Consider the following 15,284-nt stretch of genomic DNA (forward strand, 5'->3'; position numbering starts at 1 on the left):
ACCCTCGAAGATTGGTGAGAAGCTCATTTTTCGCGCTGAGTGGGGAACGACCACTCAACGTATAGTCTGTCCATGCTTCCCGACAATCGAGAGGGCAGGAGAACCCGCCCCTGTAGTTCTAATTAGTTAAGAGCCTTGTCATTTGGAGATTTGAACAGCGCTTTCATGTCGTCAGACAGTTCAAAATTCATGTTCAGGTTTTTTGGCGGAATCGGGTTCTTGAACCACTTGTCGAACCATTTCTCCGCTTCGCCGGAGGTCTGCACCTGAGCGATGGTGTCATCGATCAGCTTTTTGAACTGCGGATCGTCTTTACGCAGCATACAGCCGTAGGCTTCTTTGGACTGCGCGGTACCGACGATATCCCAGTTGTCTGGTTTTTTCGCTTTCGCACGCTCGCCCGCCAGCAGGGCATCATCCATCATAAACGCGACGGCACGACCGCTTTCCAGGGTACGGAAGGAGTCGCCATGGTCTTTCGCGCTGATGATGCGCATATCCATTTTCTTCTCGTCGTTCAGCTTGTGCAGCAGCACTTCAGACGTGGTACCGGAGGTGACAACGACTGCTTTGCCTTTCAGGTCAGCGAAGTCTTTGATCTCACCGCCTTTCTTCGTCAGCAGACGGGTGCCTACGACAAAGATGGTGTCCGAGAAGGCAGCCTGTTTCTGACGCTCGAGGTTGTTGGTGGTGGAGCCACACTCGAAGTCAAAGGTGCCGTTTTGCAGCAGTGGAATACGGTTCTGTGAAGTGATTGGGATCAGCTTCACCTGCAGGTCAGGTTTGTTCAGCTTTTTCTTCACAGCTTCAACGATGGCGTTGGAGTAATCCTGTGAATAGCCCACGACTTTTTGCGTGTTGTCGTAGTAAGAGAACGGGACTGAAGATTCACGGTGGCCGACCACGATCACGCCGTTTTTGGCAATCTTGTCGAGAGTGCTGCCTGCTGCCGGAGCATCTTCAGCGTGAACCACGCCTGCAGACATTCCCATTACCAGCATTGCTGTGGCCAGTTTACGTAATTGCATACCCAACTCCTTTTTTATCAGCGCCAGCGACGCATTGATACCCATTGTGATGTTGTTATATCTCGCGCAGTGCGAGTGCAGTGTTATGCAAGCTTGTTAACATTTAGTCTGGCTTAATGTAAAGATTTTGCTGCGTTATTGTTTATTTTTGCGAAGCGCGCCGCACCAATCAGAGGCAAATATCTCCCGTTGCACCGTTTCGGTGCTACCGATGATCTACGCTGGTGCGACACAGTTGCACGTTAAGCCAAACTGCGTTTACCTGAATAAACAAAGCAATAGGCGTGCCAGAATGGGAGTCTGGAGAAAATTGTCGGGTGGCGGCTACGCCACCCGACAATAGAAGGAAAGGTTACTTCCGACGCTGACGCAGGCTCATCAGCACCGCGCCAAAGCCGAACAGCACGGTCAGTATCCACAGCGGCCAGTTGCCGGTGCGCGCGTATGGCGTCAGCCCCGTGGTTGGTGTGACTTTAGTGGTCAGTACCTCACGGGTAAACTGCGGGATCATCGCCTGAATCTCGCCCTGCGGACCAATCACGGCGGTGATGCCGTTGTTGGTGCTGCGCAGCAGCGGACGCGCCAGCTCCAGGGAGCGCATACGTGCCATCTGGAAGTGCTGCCACGGCCCGATTGACTTACCAAACCAGGCATCGTTGGAAATGGTCAGCAGATAGTCGGTATCCGGACGGAAGTTATCGCGTACCTGTTCGCCGAGAATGATTTCGTAGCAGATGGCTGCCGTCAGGGCAACGCCGTGCGCGTGCAGCTGAGGCTGTACGTACGGGCCGCGGCTGAAAGAGGACATCGGCAGGTCAAAGAACGGGGCCAGCGGGCGCAGAATCGACTCCAGCGGGACAAATTCACCAAACGGTACCAGATGGTTCTTGTTGTACCGGTCAGTGGAGTGGTAGCTGTACTCGCTGTCTTTCCCGAGCGTAATGATGCTGTTGTAGGTGTCGTAGCGGTTGTGCTGATTCAGACGCGCATCGACAATCCCGGTGATCAGCGTGCTGCCGCGCGCCAGCAGCAGGTCGTTCATCATGTTGAGGAACGGCTGCTGATTGAGCTCCAGATCGGGAATGGCAGACTCCGGCCAGATAATCAGCTGTGATTTTCCCATCACCTCTTCGGTGGCGTTGGCGTAGATCTTCAGCGTATTCAGCAGCTCCTTCTCGTCCCACTTCATGGACTGCGGAATATTCCCCTGCACCATGGAAACCTGCATGGCGCGATCGGGCTCGGGTGTGAACCACTGGATATAGCGCAGCGGGAAGGGCAGGGCGAACAGCACCAGCGCCACGGCAAGCGGCTTCCAGCAGCGCGTGACCAGCGCCAGTACCAGCAGGCCGCTCACCACCATCAGAAGGAAGTTAATAGCCTCAACGCCCATGACCGGCGCCAGACCCTTCAGGGGGCCGTCAATCTGGCTGTAGCCGAACTGCAGCCACGGGAAGCCCGTCAGCACCCAGCCGCGCAGGAACTCGGTTATCTGCCAGGCTACCGGCGCGGCAATGGCGACACGCAGCCAGGTGGTTTTTGGCCACAGGCGAGAAAGGATGCCGGCGAACAGACCGGTATAGAGCGAGAGATACGCGGCGAGCAATACCACCAGGAAGACGTTAACCGGGCCTGGCATACCTCCAAACTGGGCGATGCTGACATAGACCCAGTTGATGCCTGAGCCAAACAGCCCCAGCCCCCAGAAGTAGCCGATAGCCGCAGCCTGTACCGGACGACGATTCAGGGTCAGGCCCTGAAGTCCCATCAGGGAGAGAATGGCAGCGGGCCAGATGTCGTAAGGAGAAAAAGCCAGCGTACCGCTGGCTCCAAGTAACAGCGCCAGCAGCAAACGGACGCGCTGGCGTTCAAGCAGTGGGGCAAATGCCATTTACATTAATCTTCCAGTTTTGGCACCGGTGAGTCGTCCGGCGTTCTGACGTGAACCTGTATAATACGTCGGCTGTCGGCCATGGCTACTTTGAACTGGTAACCGTCGATGTCAACGGTCTCACCGCGGGCCGGGAGGTGCCCAAAGGCCTGCATCACCAGCCCGCCAATGGTATCGACCTCTTCATCGCTGAAGTGGGTACCGAAGGCGTCGTTGAAGTCCTCAATCGAGGCCAGCGCCCGAACGGTCCAGGTGTGGCGGCTAAGCTGACGGAAGTCGATATCTTCTTCTTCGTCGTACTCATCTTCGATTTCGCCCACGATCAGCTCAAGAATATCCTCGATCGTGACCAGACCGGAAACGCCACCAAATTCATCAATAACAATCGCCATGTGGTAACGCTGAGAGCGAAACTCTTTCAGCATCCGATCCACACGTTTACTTTCCGGCACAACCACGGCCTGGCGTAACACTTTTTCCATGCTGAAGGCTTCGGCATCGCTGCGCATAAACGGCAGCAGATCTTTGGCCATCAAAATCCCTTCGATGTGATCTTTATCTTCGCTGATGACCGGGAAACGCGAGTGGGCGGATTCGATGATCACATCGAGGCACTCGTCCAGGGTCTGGTTACGTTTCAGGGTGATCATCTGCGAGCGGGGGATCATGATATCGCGAACGCGCTGGTCGGCGATGTCCATGACCCCTTCGAGCATTTCGCGCGTATCTTCGTCGATAAGGTCGTTCTGCCCGGAATCACGAATCAGCTCCAGCAGTTCATCACGGTTTTTGGGTTCGCCGTGGAAAAGCTGGTTCAGAATGAGGGAGAAAAATCCCTTTTTACTGGTTGTCGTGTCGCTACTGTGTGAATTGTCGTCGCTCATGGCGTTTGTTAAGGGTTCTCTTGTTAGTTCAACGTTTACCGCCACGCGATATCCTTTCGTGGCGGCATGTGAGTCAGTCAGATGACGGACTATTCTTTCTCGGCAATGTACGGATCCTCATAGCCCAGAGCAAGCATTATCTCTGTCTCGAGGGACTCCATCTCTTCCGCTTCGTCATCTTCAATGTGATCGTAGCCGAGCAGATGCAGGCTGCCGTGTACCACCATATGCGCCCAGTGGGCCTCAAGCGGCTTTTGCTGCTCTTTGGCTTCCTGCTCGACCACCTGACGGCAGATGATCAGATCGCCCAGCAGCGGCATCTCAATGCCCGGAGGCGCTTCAAACGGGAAAGAGAGCACGTTGGTCGGCTTATCTTTCCCGCGATAGGTCAGGTTAAGCTCATGGCTTTCTGCTTCATCCACCAGGCGAATCGTAACTTCTGATTCTTCCTGAAACTGAGGAATAACGGCATCCAGCCATTTCTGAAACTGTGCCTCATCTGGCATGCCGGAATTGTCTTCACAGGCCAGTTGTAAATCGAGGATCACCTGACTCATTTCTGTTCTTGCTCCTGCGCTTCGCGCTTACGTTCTGCGGCCAGTTCGGCCTTACGCTTCTGATCCGCCTCTTCCCAGGCTTCATAGGCGTTAACGATACGCGCGACCACCGGGTGGCGTACCACGTCTTCACTGTGGAAAAAGTTAAAGCTGATTTCGTCGACCTCGGCCAGCACCTCAATGGCGTGGCGCAGGCCGGATTTGGTGCTGCGCGGCAGGTCGATCTGGGTGACGTCACCGGTAATGACCGCTTTCGAGTTAAAGCCGATACGCGTCAGGAACATCTTCATCTGTTCGATGGTGGTGTTCTGGCTCTCATCAAGAATGATGAACGCGTCGTTCAGCGTACGACCGCGCATGTAGGCGAGCGGGGCAACTTCGATAACGTTACGCTCAATGAGCTTCTCAACTTTCTCAAAGCCGAGCATTTCGAACAGCGCATCGTATAAAGGGCGCAGATAAGGGTCGACCTTCTGGCTCAGATCGCCCGGCAGGAAGCCCAGTTTTTCACCGGCCTCAACGGCAGGACGGGTCAGCAGAATACGGCGGATCTCCTGGCGTTCCAGCGCATCGACCGCAGCGGCAACGGCCAGATAGGTTTTACCCGTACCCGCCGGACCCACCCCGAAGGTGATGTCGTGGTCGAGGATGTTGGCGATGTACTGCGCCTGGTTTGGCGTACGCGGCTTAATGACGCCACGTTTGGTCTTGATATTGATTGCCTTACCGTAGTCCGGCACGCTTTCCGCGCTCTGCTCAAGCACGCGCGCCTCTTTAATGGCGAGGTGAATTTGTTCCGGTTCGATATCCTGAATTTCGCCGCGCATCGGGGAGGTATCGACATACAGGCTACGCAGAATGTCCGCAGCGGCGTTGACGCAGATAGGGCGTCCGGTAAGTTTGAAATGATTATCGCGACGATTGATTTCGATACCCAGACGTCGCTCCAGTTGTTTGATGTTGTCATCAAACGGCCCGCACAGGCTCAGCAGGCGAGCGTTGTCTGCTGGCTCAAGGCTAATTTCACGCGTATCTATATTCAAACTGTTCCTCTTTAATTGGTTAACTGACCCATTGCGATAGAGCGTAATAAAACGGTCATTACCGAAATTATTCACGCCACAGAATAAAGGCGCAAGCGTTGCGGAAGATATTGGGGACGATGAGAGGAAATACAAGGCCTGCCGGAAAGGCAGGCCAGGAGGATTAAGGCTGGTAAATCCCCACGCCAGAATCGTTTTCTTTACGGGTACGAGAGATCACGGATTCCGGAGACTCGGCAATACGCAGGCCCATTTCGTCCTCGGTGCGTACCAGCTTCGCGCGCAGCGAGTTGGTCAGCACTTCGACAATCTCGACGTCCACGAATTTACCGATCATATCCGGGGTGCCTTCAAAGTTCACCACGCGGTTGTTTTCGGTACGACCGGAGAGTTCCATAATGCTCTTGCGGGAGGTGCCTTCCACCAGAATGCGCTGAACGGTGCCGAACATACGGCGGCTCCACGCGTTGGCCTGCTGGTTAATACGCTCCTGCAGAATATACAGACGCTGCTTTTTCTCTTCTTCCGGCACATCGTCAACCATATCGGCCGCCGGTGTTCCAGGACGCGCAGAGAAGATGAAGCTGTAGCTGACGTCAAAATTCACTTCACCGATGAGCTTCATGGTGCGTTCGAAGTCATCAGCGGTTTCGCCAGGGAAGCCGACGATAAAGTCGGAGCTGATCTGGATATCCGGACGCGCTTCACGCAGCTTGCGAATGGTGGACTTGTACTCCAGCACCGTATGCGGGCGGCCCATCAGGTTCAGCACGCGGTCAGAGCCGCACTGAATCGGCAGGTGCAGGAAGCTCACCAGCTCTGGCGTATCGCGATACACGTCAATGATGTCGTCGGTAAACTCCATCGGATGGCTGGTGGTAAAGCGAATGCGGTCGATGCCGTCAATCGCGGCCACCAGACGCAGCAGTTCGGCAAAGCTGCCGGTGGTGCCGTCGTAGTTTTCCCCGCGCCAGGCGTTTACGTTCTGGCCCAGCAGGTTTACTTCGCGAACACCCTGTGCGGCAAGCTGCGCGATTTCAAACAGAATATCGTCTGCCGGACGGCTGACTTCTTCACCGCGGGTGTAAGGCACCACGCAGTAAGTGCAGTATTTGTTGCAGCCTTCCATGATGGAGACGAAGGCAGTCGGGCCATCGGCGCGCGGCTCTGGCAAACGGTCAAACTTTTCGATCTCCGGGAAGCTCACGTCAACGACCGGACTACGGTTGCCGCGAACCTGATTGATCATCTCCGGCAGGCGGTGCAGGGTCTGAGGGCCAAAGACAATATCCACATACGGGGCTCTCTGGCGGATCAGCTTACCTTCCTGCGACGCGACGCAGCCACCCACCCCGATGATCAGGTCCGGATTTTTTCGTTTGAGAAGCTTCCAGCGGCCTAACACGTGAAAGACTTTTTCCTGCGCTTTTTCACGAATCGAACAGGTGTTCAGCAGCAGCACGTCCGCTTCTTTCACATTTTCTGTCAGCTGGTATCCGTGGGTTGAATCCAGCAGATCGGCCATCTTGGATGAATCGTATTCGTTCATCTGACAGCCCCAGGTTTTTATATGGAGTTTTTTAGTCATCGACTTGCTCAGCTCAGGATTGCAAGCCGCGTATTGTAATGCTTTGGTGGGGTTGTGACCAGTATGAAGGTTATGTGTCTCAGGACCGCAAAAATCCGGTAAACTTAAGGGATTCTCCAATAAGGAAAATTGACCATGACACTCCTACACACCGAAGTTGCCGTTGTCGGCGGCGGTATGGTCGGCGGCGCGCTGGCGCTGGGGCTGGCGCAGCAGGGATTTGAGGTAACGGTAATCGAACAGGCTGCTCCGCCGGCCTTCGATCCCGCCAGCAAACCGGACGTGCGCATTTCCGCGATCAGCGCGGCGTCCGTCGATCTGCTGCGCGGGCTGGGCGTCTGGGAGGCGGTGCTGGCGATGCGCGCCCATCCTTACAGCCGTCTTGAAACCTGGGAGTGGGAAAATGCCCACGTCGCGTTTGATGCCGCTGAGCTGAAGCTGCCGCGCCTGGGTTATATGGTGGAAAACAACGTGCTTCAGCAGGCGCTCTGGCAGGCGCTGGAGGCGCATCCGAGGGTGACGCTGCGTGTTCCTGCGTCGATTAAGGCTCTGCATCCTCACGAGAGCGGGTATTTGCTGACGCTCGACAGCGGCGATGAACTGGCCGTGAAGCTCGTCGTCGGAGCGGACGGCGCTAACTCGCAGGTCAGACAGATGGCGGGAATTGGCGTTCATGCCTGGCAGTATGAGCAGTCCTGCATGCTGATTACCGTCGAGTGCGAGAATGCGCCGGGAGAAAGCACGTGGCAGCACTTTACCCCGAATGGCCCGCATGCGTTTTTACCGCTGTTTGATAACTGGGCATCGCTGGTCTGGTACGACAAACCGGCGCGCATTCGCCAGCTGCAGGGGCTTTCAATGGAACAATTGCAGCGGGAAATCCGCCTGCATTTTCCGAGCCGTCTGGGCAACGTTACGCCGGTGGCTGCCGGGGCGTTTCCCCTCACGCGACGTCACGCTTTGCAGTATGTCCGTGCAGGGCTGGCGCTGGTGGGCGATGCGGCACACACCATTCATCCGCTGGCCGGGCAGGGTGTCAACCTGGGGTACCGTGATGTCGATGCGTTACTGGAAGTGCTGAGCAGCGCCCGCGGGCACGCGGAAAACTGGGCCAGCCATCAGGTCCTGAAGCGTTACCAGACGCGGCGCATGGCGGACAATTTCATCATGCAGTCGGGGATGGATCTGTTCTATGCCGGATTCAGCAATGACTTAGCCCCGGTGCGCATTCTGCGCAATATTGGATTAATGGCAGCGGAGCGTGCCGGTGGTCTGAAGCGTCAGGCGCTGAAGTACGCCCTTGGCCTGTAATCTTTTTTCCCTCTCCCTGTGGGAGAGGGGCAGGGTGAGGGCATCAGGCCGCAAAATGTCGAACAACAAAAACAAAAAAGCCCGCAGAGCGGGCTTTTTTGTTACTTAAGTGGCTGGGGTGCAGGGATTCGAACCCCGGAATGCTGGTATCAGAAACCAGAGCCTTACCGCTTGGCGACACCCCAATTGCGTTAAACAAACTGCTTAACGACTTTTTAAATTGGCTGGGGTACGAGGATTCGAACCTCGGAATGCCGGAATCAGAATCCGGTGCCTTACCGCTTGGCGATACCCCAACAATTTGTCTTGATTACCGAAAAATCGACAATCTTAATTTGGTGGCTACGACGGGATTCGAACCTGTGACCCCATCATTATGAGTGATGTGCTCTAACCAACTGAGCTACGTAGCCAGTACTGCAATCTTCGATGGCTGGGGTACCTGGATTCGAACCAGGGAATGCCGGTATCAAAAACCGGTGCCTTACCGCTTGGCGATACCCCAATACCGCGGAGAACCGCAAAATCGAAGAAATATGGCTGGGGTACCTGGATTCGAACCAGGGAATGCCGGTATCAAAAACCGGTGCCTTACCGCTTGGCGATACCCCATCCGTGCAACGCTTACCCGGGAATGGTGCGGGAGGCGAGACTTGAACTCGCACACCTTGCGGCGCCAGAACCTAAATCTGGTGCGTCTACCAATTTCGCCACTCCCGCAAAAAAGATGGTGGCTACGACGGGATTCGAACCTGTGACCCCATCATTATGAGTGATGTGCTCTAACCAACTGAGCTACGTAGCCATCTTTTTTCGCGTTACCTTATCGGCGTTGCGGGGCGCATTATGCGTATAGACCCTTGCAGCGTCAACACCTTTTTCAACGAAAATAGCCGGAATGTGACTGTTTGGTTAGGTTGCGAACAGCGTGGCCGAATATTCGGCAATTATTGGTTATTAATCAGATTTAGACGGTGAAATGTGAGGCAAAAAAATCAGGCCCCTGAGGGGCCTGATTGCGATCTGAGTGATTATTTGTAGGCTGACTGGTGAACGCCTACCGCACGTCCTGACGGATCGTTCATGGATTTGAACGATTCATCCCATTCAATCGCTTTGGCAGAAGAGCAGGCGACTGACGGGCCACCCGGTACGCACTCCGCGGCGCTCGGTACCGGGAACAATTCTTCAAAAATTTCACGGTACAGATAGGCCTCTTTCGAGCCCGGCGTGTTGTACGGGAAGCGGAAGCTCGCGGTTTCCAGCTGTTGGTCAGAAACCTGTTTTGCCGCGACCTCTTTCAGGGTGTCGATCCAGCTATAGCCTACGCCATCAGAGAACTGCTCTTTCTGACGCCATGCCACGCTCGCCGGCAGGTAGGATTCAAAACATTCGCGCAGGATATGTTTTTCCATTTTGCCGTTGCCGCACATCTTGTCCTGCGGGTTGATGCGCATCGCCACGTCGAGGAATTTCTTATCCAGGAACGGCACGCGCGCTTCCACGCCCCATGCGGACATCGCTTTGTTGGCACGCGCACAGTCAAACATATGCAGGGCCTGCAGCTTACGCACGGTCTCTTCGTGCAGCTCTTTGGCGTTCGGCGCTTTGTGGAAGTACAGGTAGCCGCCAAACACTTCGTCAGAACCTTCACCGGAGAGCACCATCTTGATGCCCATCGCTTTGATCTTACGCGACATCAGGTACATCGGGGTTGAGGCACGGATGGTGGTCACGTCATAGGTTTCAATGTGATAGATCACATCGCGGATCGCATCCAGACCTTCCTGCACGGTGAAGTGAATCTCATGGTGCACGGTGCCGAGGTGGTTCGCCACTTCCTGTGCGGCTTTCAGATCCGGTGCCCCTTCCAGGCCAACGGCAAAAGAGTGCAGCTGTGGCCACCAGGCTTCTGAGCGCTCCTGATCTTCCACGCGACGGGCCGCGAATTTCTTGGTGATCGCGGAGATCACTGAGGAGTCCAGACCGCCGGAGAGCAGCACGCCGTACGGCACATCTGACATCAGGTGGCTTTTCACGGAATCTTCAAGGGCCTGACGCAGCTCGGCTTTGTCCGTGACGTTGTTTTTTACCGCATCATAGTCGAACCAGTCACGCTGGTAATAGGAGCGGATCTCGCCGTCTTTGCTCCACAGATAGCTGCCTGCCGGGAACTCTTTAATGGTGCGGCAGACCGGCACCAGGGCTTTCATTTCAGAGGCAACGTAGAAGTTGCCGTGCTCATCGTGGCCCATGTACAGCGGGATAATGCCGATATGGTCGCGGCCAATCAGGTAAGCGTCTTTTTCGCTGTCGTACAGGGCGAAGGCAAACATGCCCTGCAGATCGTCCAGGAACTCGGGCCCTTTCTCCTGATACAGTGCCAGGATCACTTCACAGTCAGAACCGGTCTGGAACGCGTAGCGGTCGCCGTATTCAGCGCGCAGCGCCTGGTGGTTGTAGATCTCACCGTTGACAGCCAGTGCGTGCGTTTTTTTCTCGTTATACAGCGGCTGTGCACCGGCGTTGACGTCAACAATAGACAGACGTTCGTGAGCCAGAATCGCTTTATCGCTGGCGTAAACGCCTGACCAGTCCGGACCGCGGTGGCGCATCAGGCGGGACAGTTCGAGTGCCTTTTTACGCAGTTCGCCCGCGTCAGTTTTAATATCCAGTACGCCAAAAATTGAACACATAACCTTCTCCGTTAACCCTGTTGCTTTGTAATGTTGCTTGCTTATGAAAATGCCGCAAAGGGGCTGGGCGCGCAAGCGTTTTACGGGTGAAAACGGAAATAGTGCAATCGTGATTGCGGAATAGTGAAAAAAGAGTACGTCATGAATTATTTTATTGATGATTATGCAATGAAACGTGCTTTTTATTAGATGGGGTTTTGTTTGTGCAGGCTGTAAATGAAAAACCACGCCCTGAGGCGTGGTTCGGTATCAGATAATGTCGATTTCATCGACGGAGGGGTAAATCCAGCTTGGACGGAACGGCATTGAGTCAATGTCATCAAGCTGAGAGACGCCGGAGAGGACCAGAATCGTCTCCAGACCCGCCTGGAATCCGGCCAGAATATCGGTGCGCAGGTTGTCGCCGACAATAACCGTTTCTTCAGAGTGGGCCTGCATCTTGTTAAGCGCGGCACGAATAATCCACGGGCTCGGTTTACCGACCACAAACGGCTGACGACCAGAGATTTTCTCGATACCGGCGCACAGCGCGCCGCAGGCCGGATAAAAACCACGGCCGTGCGTATCCGGGTTGGTGGCGATAAAGCGTGCGCCGCTGGCGACAAAGTATGCTGCTTTATGCATCATCTCCCAGTTAAAGGAGCGCGTTTCGCCGACAATCACAAAGTCCGGGTTCACGTCAGTGATGGTGAAGCCAGCTTTGTACAGCTCGTGTATCAGCGCACCTTCACCCACCACGTAGGCTTTTTTCCCTTCCTGACGCTTCAGAAAATCCGCCGTGGCCATTGCCGAGGTATAAAACACGCTGTCCGGAACGTCGACGCCCGCCGTGGCAAAGCGGTTAGCCAGGTCCTGACCGGTTTGGGAAGGGTAGTTCGTGAGCAGAACCAGAGGCATTCCTTTGTCGATGATGCGGTGTAGAAACTCCGCAGCACCCGGCACGGCAACGTTGTCGTGCATCAGCACGCCGTCGATATCACAAATTACATTCTTAATGGTCATGGACAGTCCGACATCAAAAAAAGAAGGCGTTACTATAAGGTCCGATCAACTTTCCAGCAAATGCTGCAGCAGAATTCCGTTGAGCATGGCGCGTTTGACCAGCGCGAACGCGCCAATCGCCGAGCGATGATCAAGCTTTGAACGAACCACCGGGAGGTTCTGGCGGAATGCTTTCAGCGCCTGGGTGTTAATACAGCCTTCAATGGCGGGGAGCAGCACCTTTTCCGCCTCCACAATTTCACCGGCGATCACCACTTTTTGCGGATTAAACAGGTTAATGGCGATGGCGATGGTTTTCCCCAGATGGCGTCCTACCTGCTCAATCACTTCACAGGCCAGCGCGTCGCCCTTATTGGCGGCTTTGCAGATGGTGCCTATCTTGCAATCGTCCAGCGTGACGCGGCTTTGATAACCCTGCTCAAGGAGATGGCGAACGCGCTGCTCGATAGCGGTGTTAGCCGCGATGGTTTCAAGGCAGCCGAAGTTGCCGCAGTGGCAGCGCTCCCCGAGAGGCTCGACCTGAATGTGACCGATCTCGCCGACGTTACCGTTTCGACCAATAAAAATACGGCCGTTAGAGATAATACCGGCGCCCGTTCCTCGGTGAACGCGCACCAGAATAGAGTCTTCACAGTCCTGGCTCGCACCAAAGTAGTGCTCTGCCAGCGCCAGAGAGCGAATGTCGTGGCCCACGAAGCAGGTCACCTTAAAACGCTTTTCCAGCGCGTCAACCAGCCCCCAGTTTTCAACCTGAATATGCGGCATATAGCGGATCACGCCGCTTTCCGGGTCGACCAGGCCGGGCAGAATCACGGAGATGGCAATGAGTTCACGGATCTTGCGCTGACAGCTTTCAATAAACTGCGCGATGGTATTCAGCAGCGCATGCTCCAGCGTTTCCTGAGTGCGCTCCGGAAGAGGGTAGTGCTCTTCCGCAATCGCTTTACTGCTCAGATCGTACAGCGTGAGCGTGGTGTCATGACGGCCCAGACGGACGCCAATGGCCTGAAAATTGCGGGTTTCGGTAATAATGGAGATGGCGCGGCGGCCCCCGGTGGAGGCCTGCTGATCGACTTCTTTGATCAGACCGCGCTCAATGAGCTGGCGGGTAATTTTTGTCACGCTGGCGGGAGCAAGCTGGCTCTGTTCGGCTATCTGAATTCGCGAGATGGGTCCGTGCTGGTCAATCAGGCGGTATACCGCCGCACTGTTAAGTTGTTTAACGAGATCGACATTACCGATTTGAGCTTGTCCGCCAGGTGTCATACTTTTACTTACTCAGTGACGACCTCGTTACCATTAACGATGGTCTTAATAATTTTATAATCGTGTGTGAATGCCGTCAGGTTTGCAACCATACCTGGTGCAATTCCGCCGAGCTGTTTATCCACGCCCATTGCGCGCGCCGGATAAAGGGTTGCCATACGCAGGACTTCATCAAGCGCAATCCCGCAATGTTCAACCAGGTTACGCACCCCTTCAATCATGGTTAAAGAGGAACCACTCAGCGTACCGTTTTCATCCACACACAGTCCATTGCGGTAGTATATTGTTTTACCGGCAAAAATGAACTGCTCAATATTTGCACCTGCAGGTGCGGTGGCATCCGTCACCAGACAAAGCTTGTCACCTTTCAGCCGCTTAGCGTTGCGAATGTTGGTATAATCGACGTGTAAGCCGTCAGCAATAATGCCGCAGTAGACGTCTGGCTCATCCAGAATCGCCCCGACCAGACCCGGTTCACGGCCTGTGATATATGGCATGGCGTTGTAAAGGTGCGTTGCGAAGGTAATGCCCGCGCGGAAACCGGCTTTCGCTTCTTTCAGCGTCGCGTTTGAGTGGCCTGCTGAAACGATAATCCCGGCACCAGCCAGTTTGCTGATCACATCCGTACCCGCCATTTCGGGCGCCAGCGTCACTTTGGTGATCACATCGGCGTTTGCACACAGGTAGTCAACCAGCTCCGCATCCGGTTTACGCACATAATTCGGGTTATGCGTTCCTTTCTTGACCATATTTAGCCATGGCCCTTCAAGATGAAGACCCAGCGCCTGGTTAGGATGTTTGGCCAGGTATTCGCGCATCACGCGGATACCCTGCTTCATGAGGTCATCACTGCTGGTGATGAGCGTTGGCAAATAGCTGGTGCAGCCCGATTTCTCGTTGGCTTTCTGCATGATCTCCAGCGTTTCGACCGTCACCGCATCCGCGGTGTCATTGAATTGCACACCGCCGCAGCCGTTGAGCTGTACGTCGATGAAACCGGGGGAGATTACTGCTCCATTGAGTGAGCGCTGTTCAATCTCCGGCGGCAGTTCTGCCAGCGGGCAAACACGTTCAATCAGGCCATCAGCGATAACAATCGCATGGTCATCCAGAATGTCATGGCCGGTATAAATCCGACCGTGGGTTAAAGCGTACATAACGACCCCCGGTTAAAAAAAGCGGCCGCCTCTTGATGAAGAGGCGGTTATTCAATTACAGACCTTTGATGTTCTCGGCTTCTAACTCGTTAAAGTATTTCAGCGTCTTTACCTTCAGCTCCATCGTGGACGGTTCGTCGCAGACGATGACTGATTTCGGATGCAGCTGCAGGCAGCTGATGGTCCACATGTGGTTTACGTTGCCTTCAACGGCAGCCTGGAGCGCTTGCGCTTTCACGCCACCCAGCACCAGAATCATCACTTCTTCGGCATCCAGCAGGGTGCCCACGCCAACGGTCAGGGCGTATTTTGGAACCTGGTTAACATCGCCATCAAAGAAGCGGGAGTTTGCCACGCGCGTGTCATGGGTCAGCGTTTTAATACGGGTGCGGGAAGCCAGAGATGACGCCGGTTCGTTAAACGCGATATGACCATCATTGCCTACACCACCCATGAACAGGTGGATCTTACCGTAAGAACGGATTTTTTCTTCATACTGACGGCATTCTGCGTCAATATCAGGCGCGTTTCCATTCAGCAGGTTAATATTTTCAGATGGAATATCAACGTGATCAAAGAAATTGCGGTGCATAAAGCTATGGTAGCTTTCCGGATGGTCTTTCGGTAAGCCAACGTATTCATCCATATTGAAGGTCACAACATGTTTGAAGCTAACCTGGCCTGCTTTATGCATCTCAACCAGTGCCTTATAGGCTGTCAGCGGCGTGCCGCCTGTCGGAAGTCCAAGAACGAAAGGACGATCGGCGGTCGGTTTAAAGGCGTTAATACGGTTAACGATATGGCGAGCGGCCCATTTACCGACTTGTTCAGCAGTTGCCAGGGGAATCAGTCTCATTGTTC

At 54.7% G+C, this 15,284-nt stretch carries 12 protein-coding genes and 7 tRNA genes; 1 reads left to right on the forward strand and 18 read right to left on the reverse strand.

All coding sequences use genetic code 11. From position 1 onward, the window contains the following. Nucleotides 1–122 precede the first annotated feature (122 nt). The 6 genes from F0320_RS05645 to miaB form a co-directional block, all read right to left on the reverse strand. The gene (locus tag F0320_RS05645; RefSeq protein WP_008501049.1) at nucleotides 123–1,028 is read right to left on the reverse strand and encodes an amino acid ABC transporter substrate-binding protein; all 906 of its coding nucleotides are present in this window, start codon (nucleotides 1,026–1,028) and stop codon (nucleotides 123–125) included. 352 nt (nucleotides 1,029–1,380) lie between these two features. Beyond that, on the reverse strand, nucleotides 1,381–2,919 hold the full coding sequence (lnt, locus tag F0320_RS05650) for an apolipoprotein N-acyltransferase (RefSeq protein WP_126328999.1): 1,539 nt from the start codon (nucleotides 2,917–2,919) through the stop codon (nucleotides 1,381–1,383). A 5-nt stretch (nucleotides 2,920–2,924) separates the two neighbouring features. Further along, complete coding sequence (corC, locus tag F0320_RS05655) at nucleotides 2,925–3,803, reverse strand: CNNM family magnesium/cobalt transport protein CorC (protein WP_021242574.1); 879 nt, start codon at nucleotides 3,801–3,803, stop codon at nucleotides 2,925–2,927. Between the two features lie 89 nt (nucleotides 3,804–3,892). Then, nucleotides 3,893–4,360: an rRNA maturation RNase YbeY gene (gene ybeY / locus F0320_RS05660; protein WP_008501052.1), complete on the reverse strand. Its 468-nt coding sequence runs from the start codon at nucleotides 4,358–4,360 to the stop codon at nucleotides 3,893–3,895. Further along, complete coding sequence (locus F0320_RS05665) at nucleotides 4,357–5,403, reverse strand: PhoH family protein (protein WP_008501053.1); 1,047 nt, start codon at nucleotides 5,401–5,403, stop codon at nucleotides 4,357–4,359. Before F0320_RS05665 ends, ybeY begins: the two co-directional genes overlap by 4 nt. A gap of 163 nt (nucleotides 5,404–5,566) precedes the next feature. Further along, entirely contained in the window at nucleotides 5,567–6,991 is a 1,425-nt protein-coding gene (gene miaB / locus F0320_RS05670) for a tRNA (N6-isopentenyl adenosine(37)-C2)-methylthiotransferase MiaB (protein ID WP_126328998.1), read from the reverse strand. A 135-nt stretch (nucleotides 6,992–7,126) separates the two neighbouring features. Between miaB and ubiF the strand changes: the two genes are divergently transcribed. Continuing rightward, nucleotides 7,127–8,302, forward strand: a complete 1,176-nt coding sequence (gene ubiF / locus F0320_RS05675) for a 3-demethoxyubiquinol 3-hydroxylase (protein WP_126328997.1) — start codon at nucleotides 7,127–7,129, stop codon at nucleotides 8,300–8,302. A 110-nt stretch (nucleotides 8,303–8,412) separates the two neighbouring features. On the opposite strand, the gene F0320_RS05680 is transcribed toward ubiF, so the two are convergent. The 12 genes from F0320_RS05680 to nagB all read right to left on the reverse strand — a co-directional run bounded on the left by F0320_RS05680 (nucleotide 8,413) and on the right by nagB (nucleotide 15,279). Next, a tRNA-Gln gene (locus F0320_RS05680) sits at nucleotides 8,413–8,487 on the reverse strand. A gap of 36 nt (nucleotides 8,488–8,523) precedes the next feature. Further along, nucleotides 8,524–8,598: transfer RNA gene (locus F0320_RS05685), tRNA-Gln, on the reverse strand. A gap of 40 nt (nucleotides 8,599–8,638) precedes the next feature. Then, nucleotides 8,639–8,715, reverse strand: a tRNA-Met gene (locus F0320_RS05690). A gap of 17 nt (nucleotides 8,716–8,732) precedes the next feature. Then, nucleotides 8,733–8,807, reverse strand: a tRNA-Gln gene (locus F0320_RS05695). Between the two features lie 32 nt (nucleotides 8,808–8,839). Further along, nucleotides 8,840–8,914 (reverse strand) — tRNA-Gln (locus F0320_RS05700). A gap of 23 nt (nucleotides 8,915–8,937) precedes the next feature. Next, a tRNA-Leu gene (locus F0320_RS05705) sits at nucleotides 8,938–9,022 on the reverse strand. An 8-nt stretch (nucleotides 9,023–9,030) separates the two neighbouring features. Continuing rightward, a tRNA-Met gene (locus F0320_RS05710) sits at nucleotides 9,031–9,107 on the reverse strand. Between the two features lie 226 nt (nucleotides 9,108–9,333). Beyond that, the gene (gene asnB / locus F0320_RS05715) at nucleotides 9,334–10,998 is read right to left on the reverse strand and encodes an asparagine synthase B (protein ID WP_126328026.1); all 1,665 of its coding nucleotides are present in this window, start codon (nucleotides 10,996–10,998) and stop codon (nucleotides 9,334–9,336) included. A 249-nt stretch (nucleotides 10,999–11,247) separates the two neighbouring features. After that, entirely contained in the window at nucleotides 11,248–12,000 is a 753-nt protein-coding gene (gene nagD / locus F0320_RS05720; RefSeq protein WP_023310763.1) for a ribonucleotide monophosphatase NagD, read from the reverse strand. A gap of 45 nt (nucleotides 12,001–12,045) precedes the next feature. Continuing rightward, entirely contained in the window at nucleotides 12,046–13,266 is a 1,221-nt protein-coding gene (nagC, locus tag F0320_RS05725) for a DNA-binding transcriptional regulator NagC (RefSeq protein WP_021242995.1), read from the reverse strand. An 8-nt stretch (nucleotides 13,267–13,274) separates the two neighbouring features. Further along, nucleotides 13,275–14,423, reverse strand: coding sequence for an N-acetylglucosamine-6-phosphate deacetylase (nagA, locus tag F0320_RS05730; RefSeq protein WP_047650586.1), 1,149 nt, complete (start codon nucleotides 14,421–14,423; stop codon nucleotides 13,275–13,277). 55 nt (nucleotides 14,424–14,478) lie between these two features. After that, on the reverse strand, nucleotides 14,479–15,279 hold the full coding sequence (nagB, locus tag F0320_RS05735; protein ID WP_023310765.1) for a glucosamine-6-phosphate deaminase: 801 nt from the start codon (nucleotides 15,277–15,279) through the stop codon (nucleotides 14,479–14,481). Between the last annotated feature and the right edge of the window lie 5 nt (nucleotides 15,280–15,284).

Source organism: Enterobacter dykesii (assembly GCF_008364625.2).
Taxonomy (GTDB): Bacteria; Pseudomonadota; Gammaproteobacteria; order Enterobacterales; family Enterobacteriaceae; genus Enterobacter; species Enterobacter dykesii.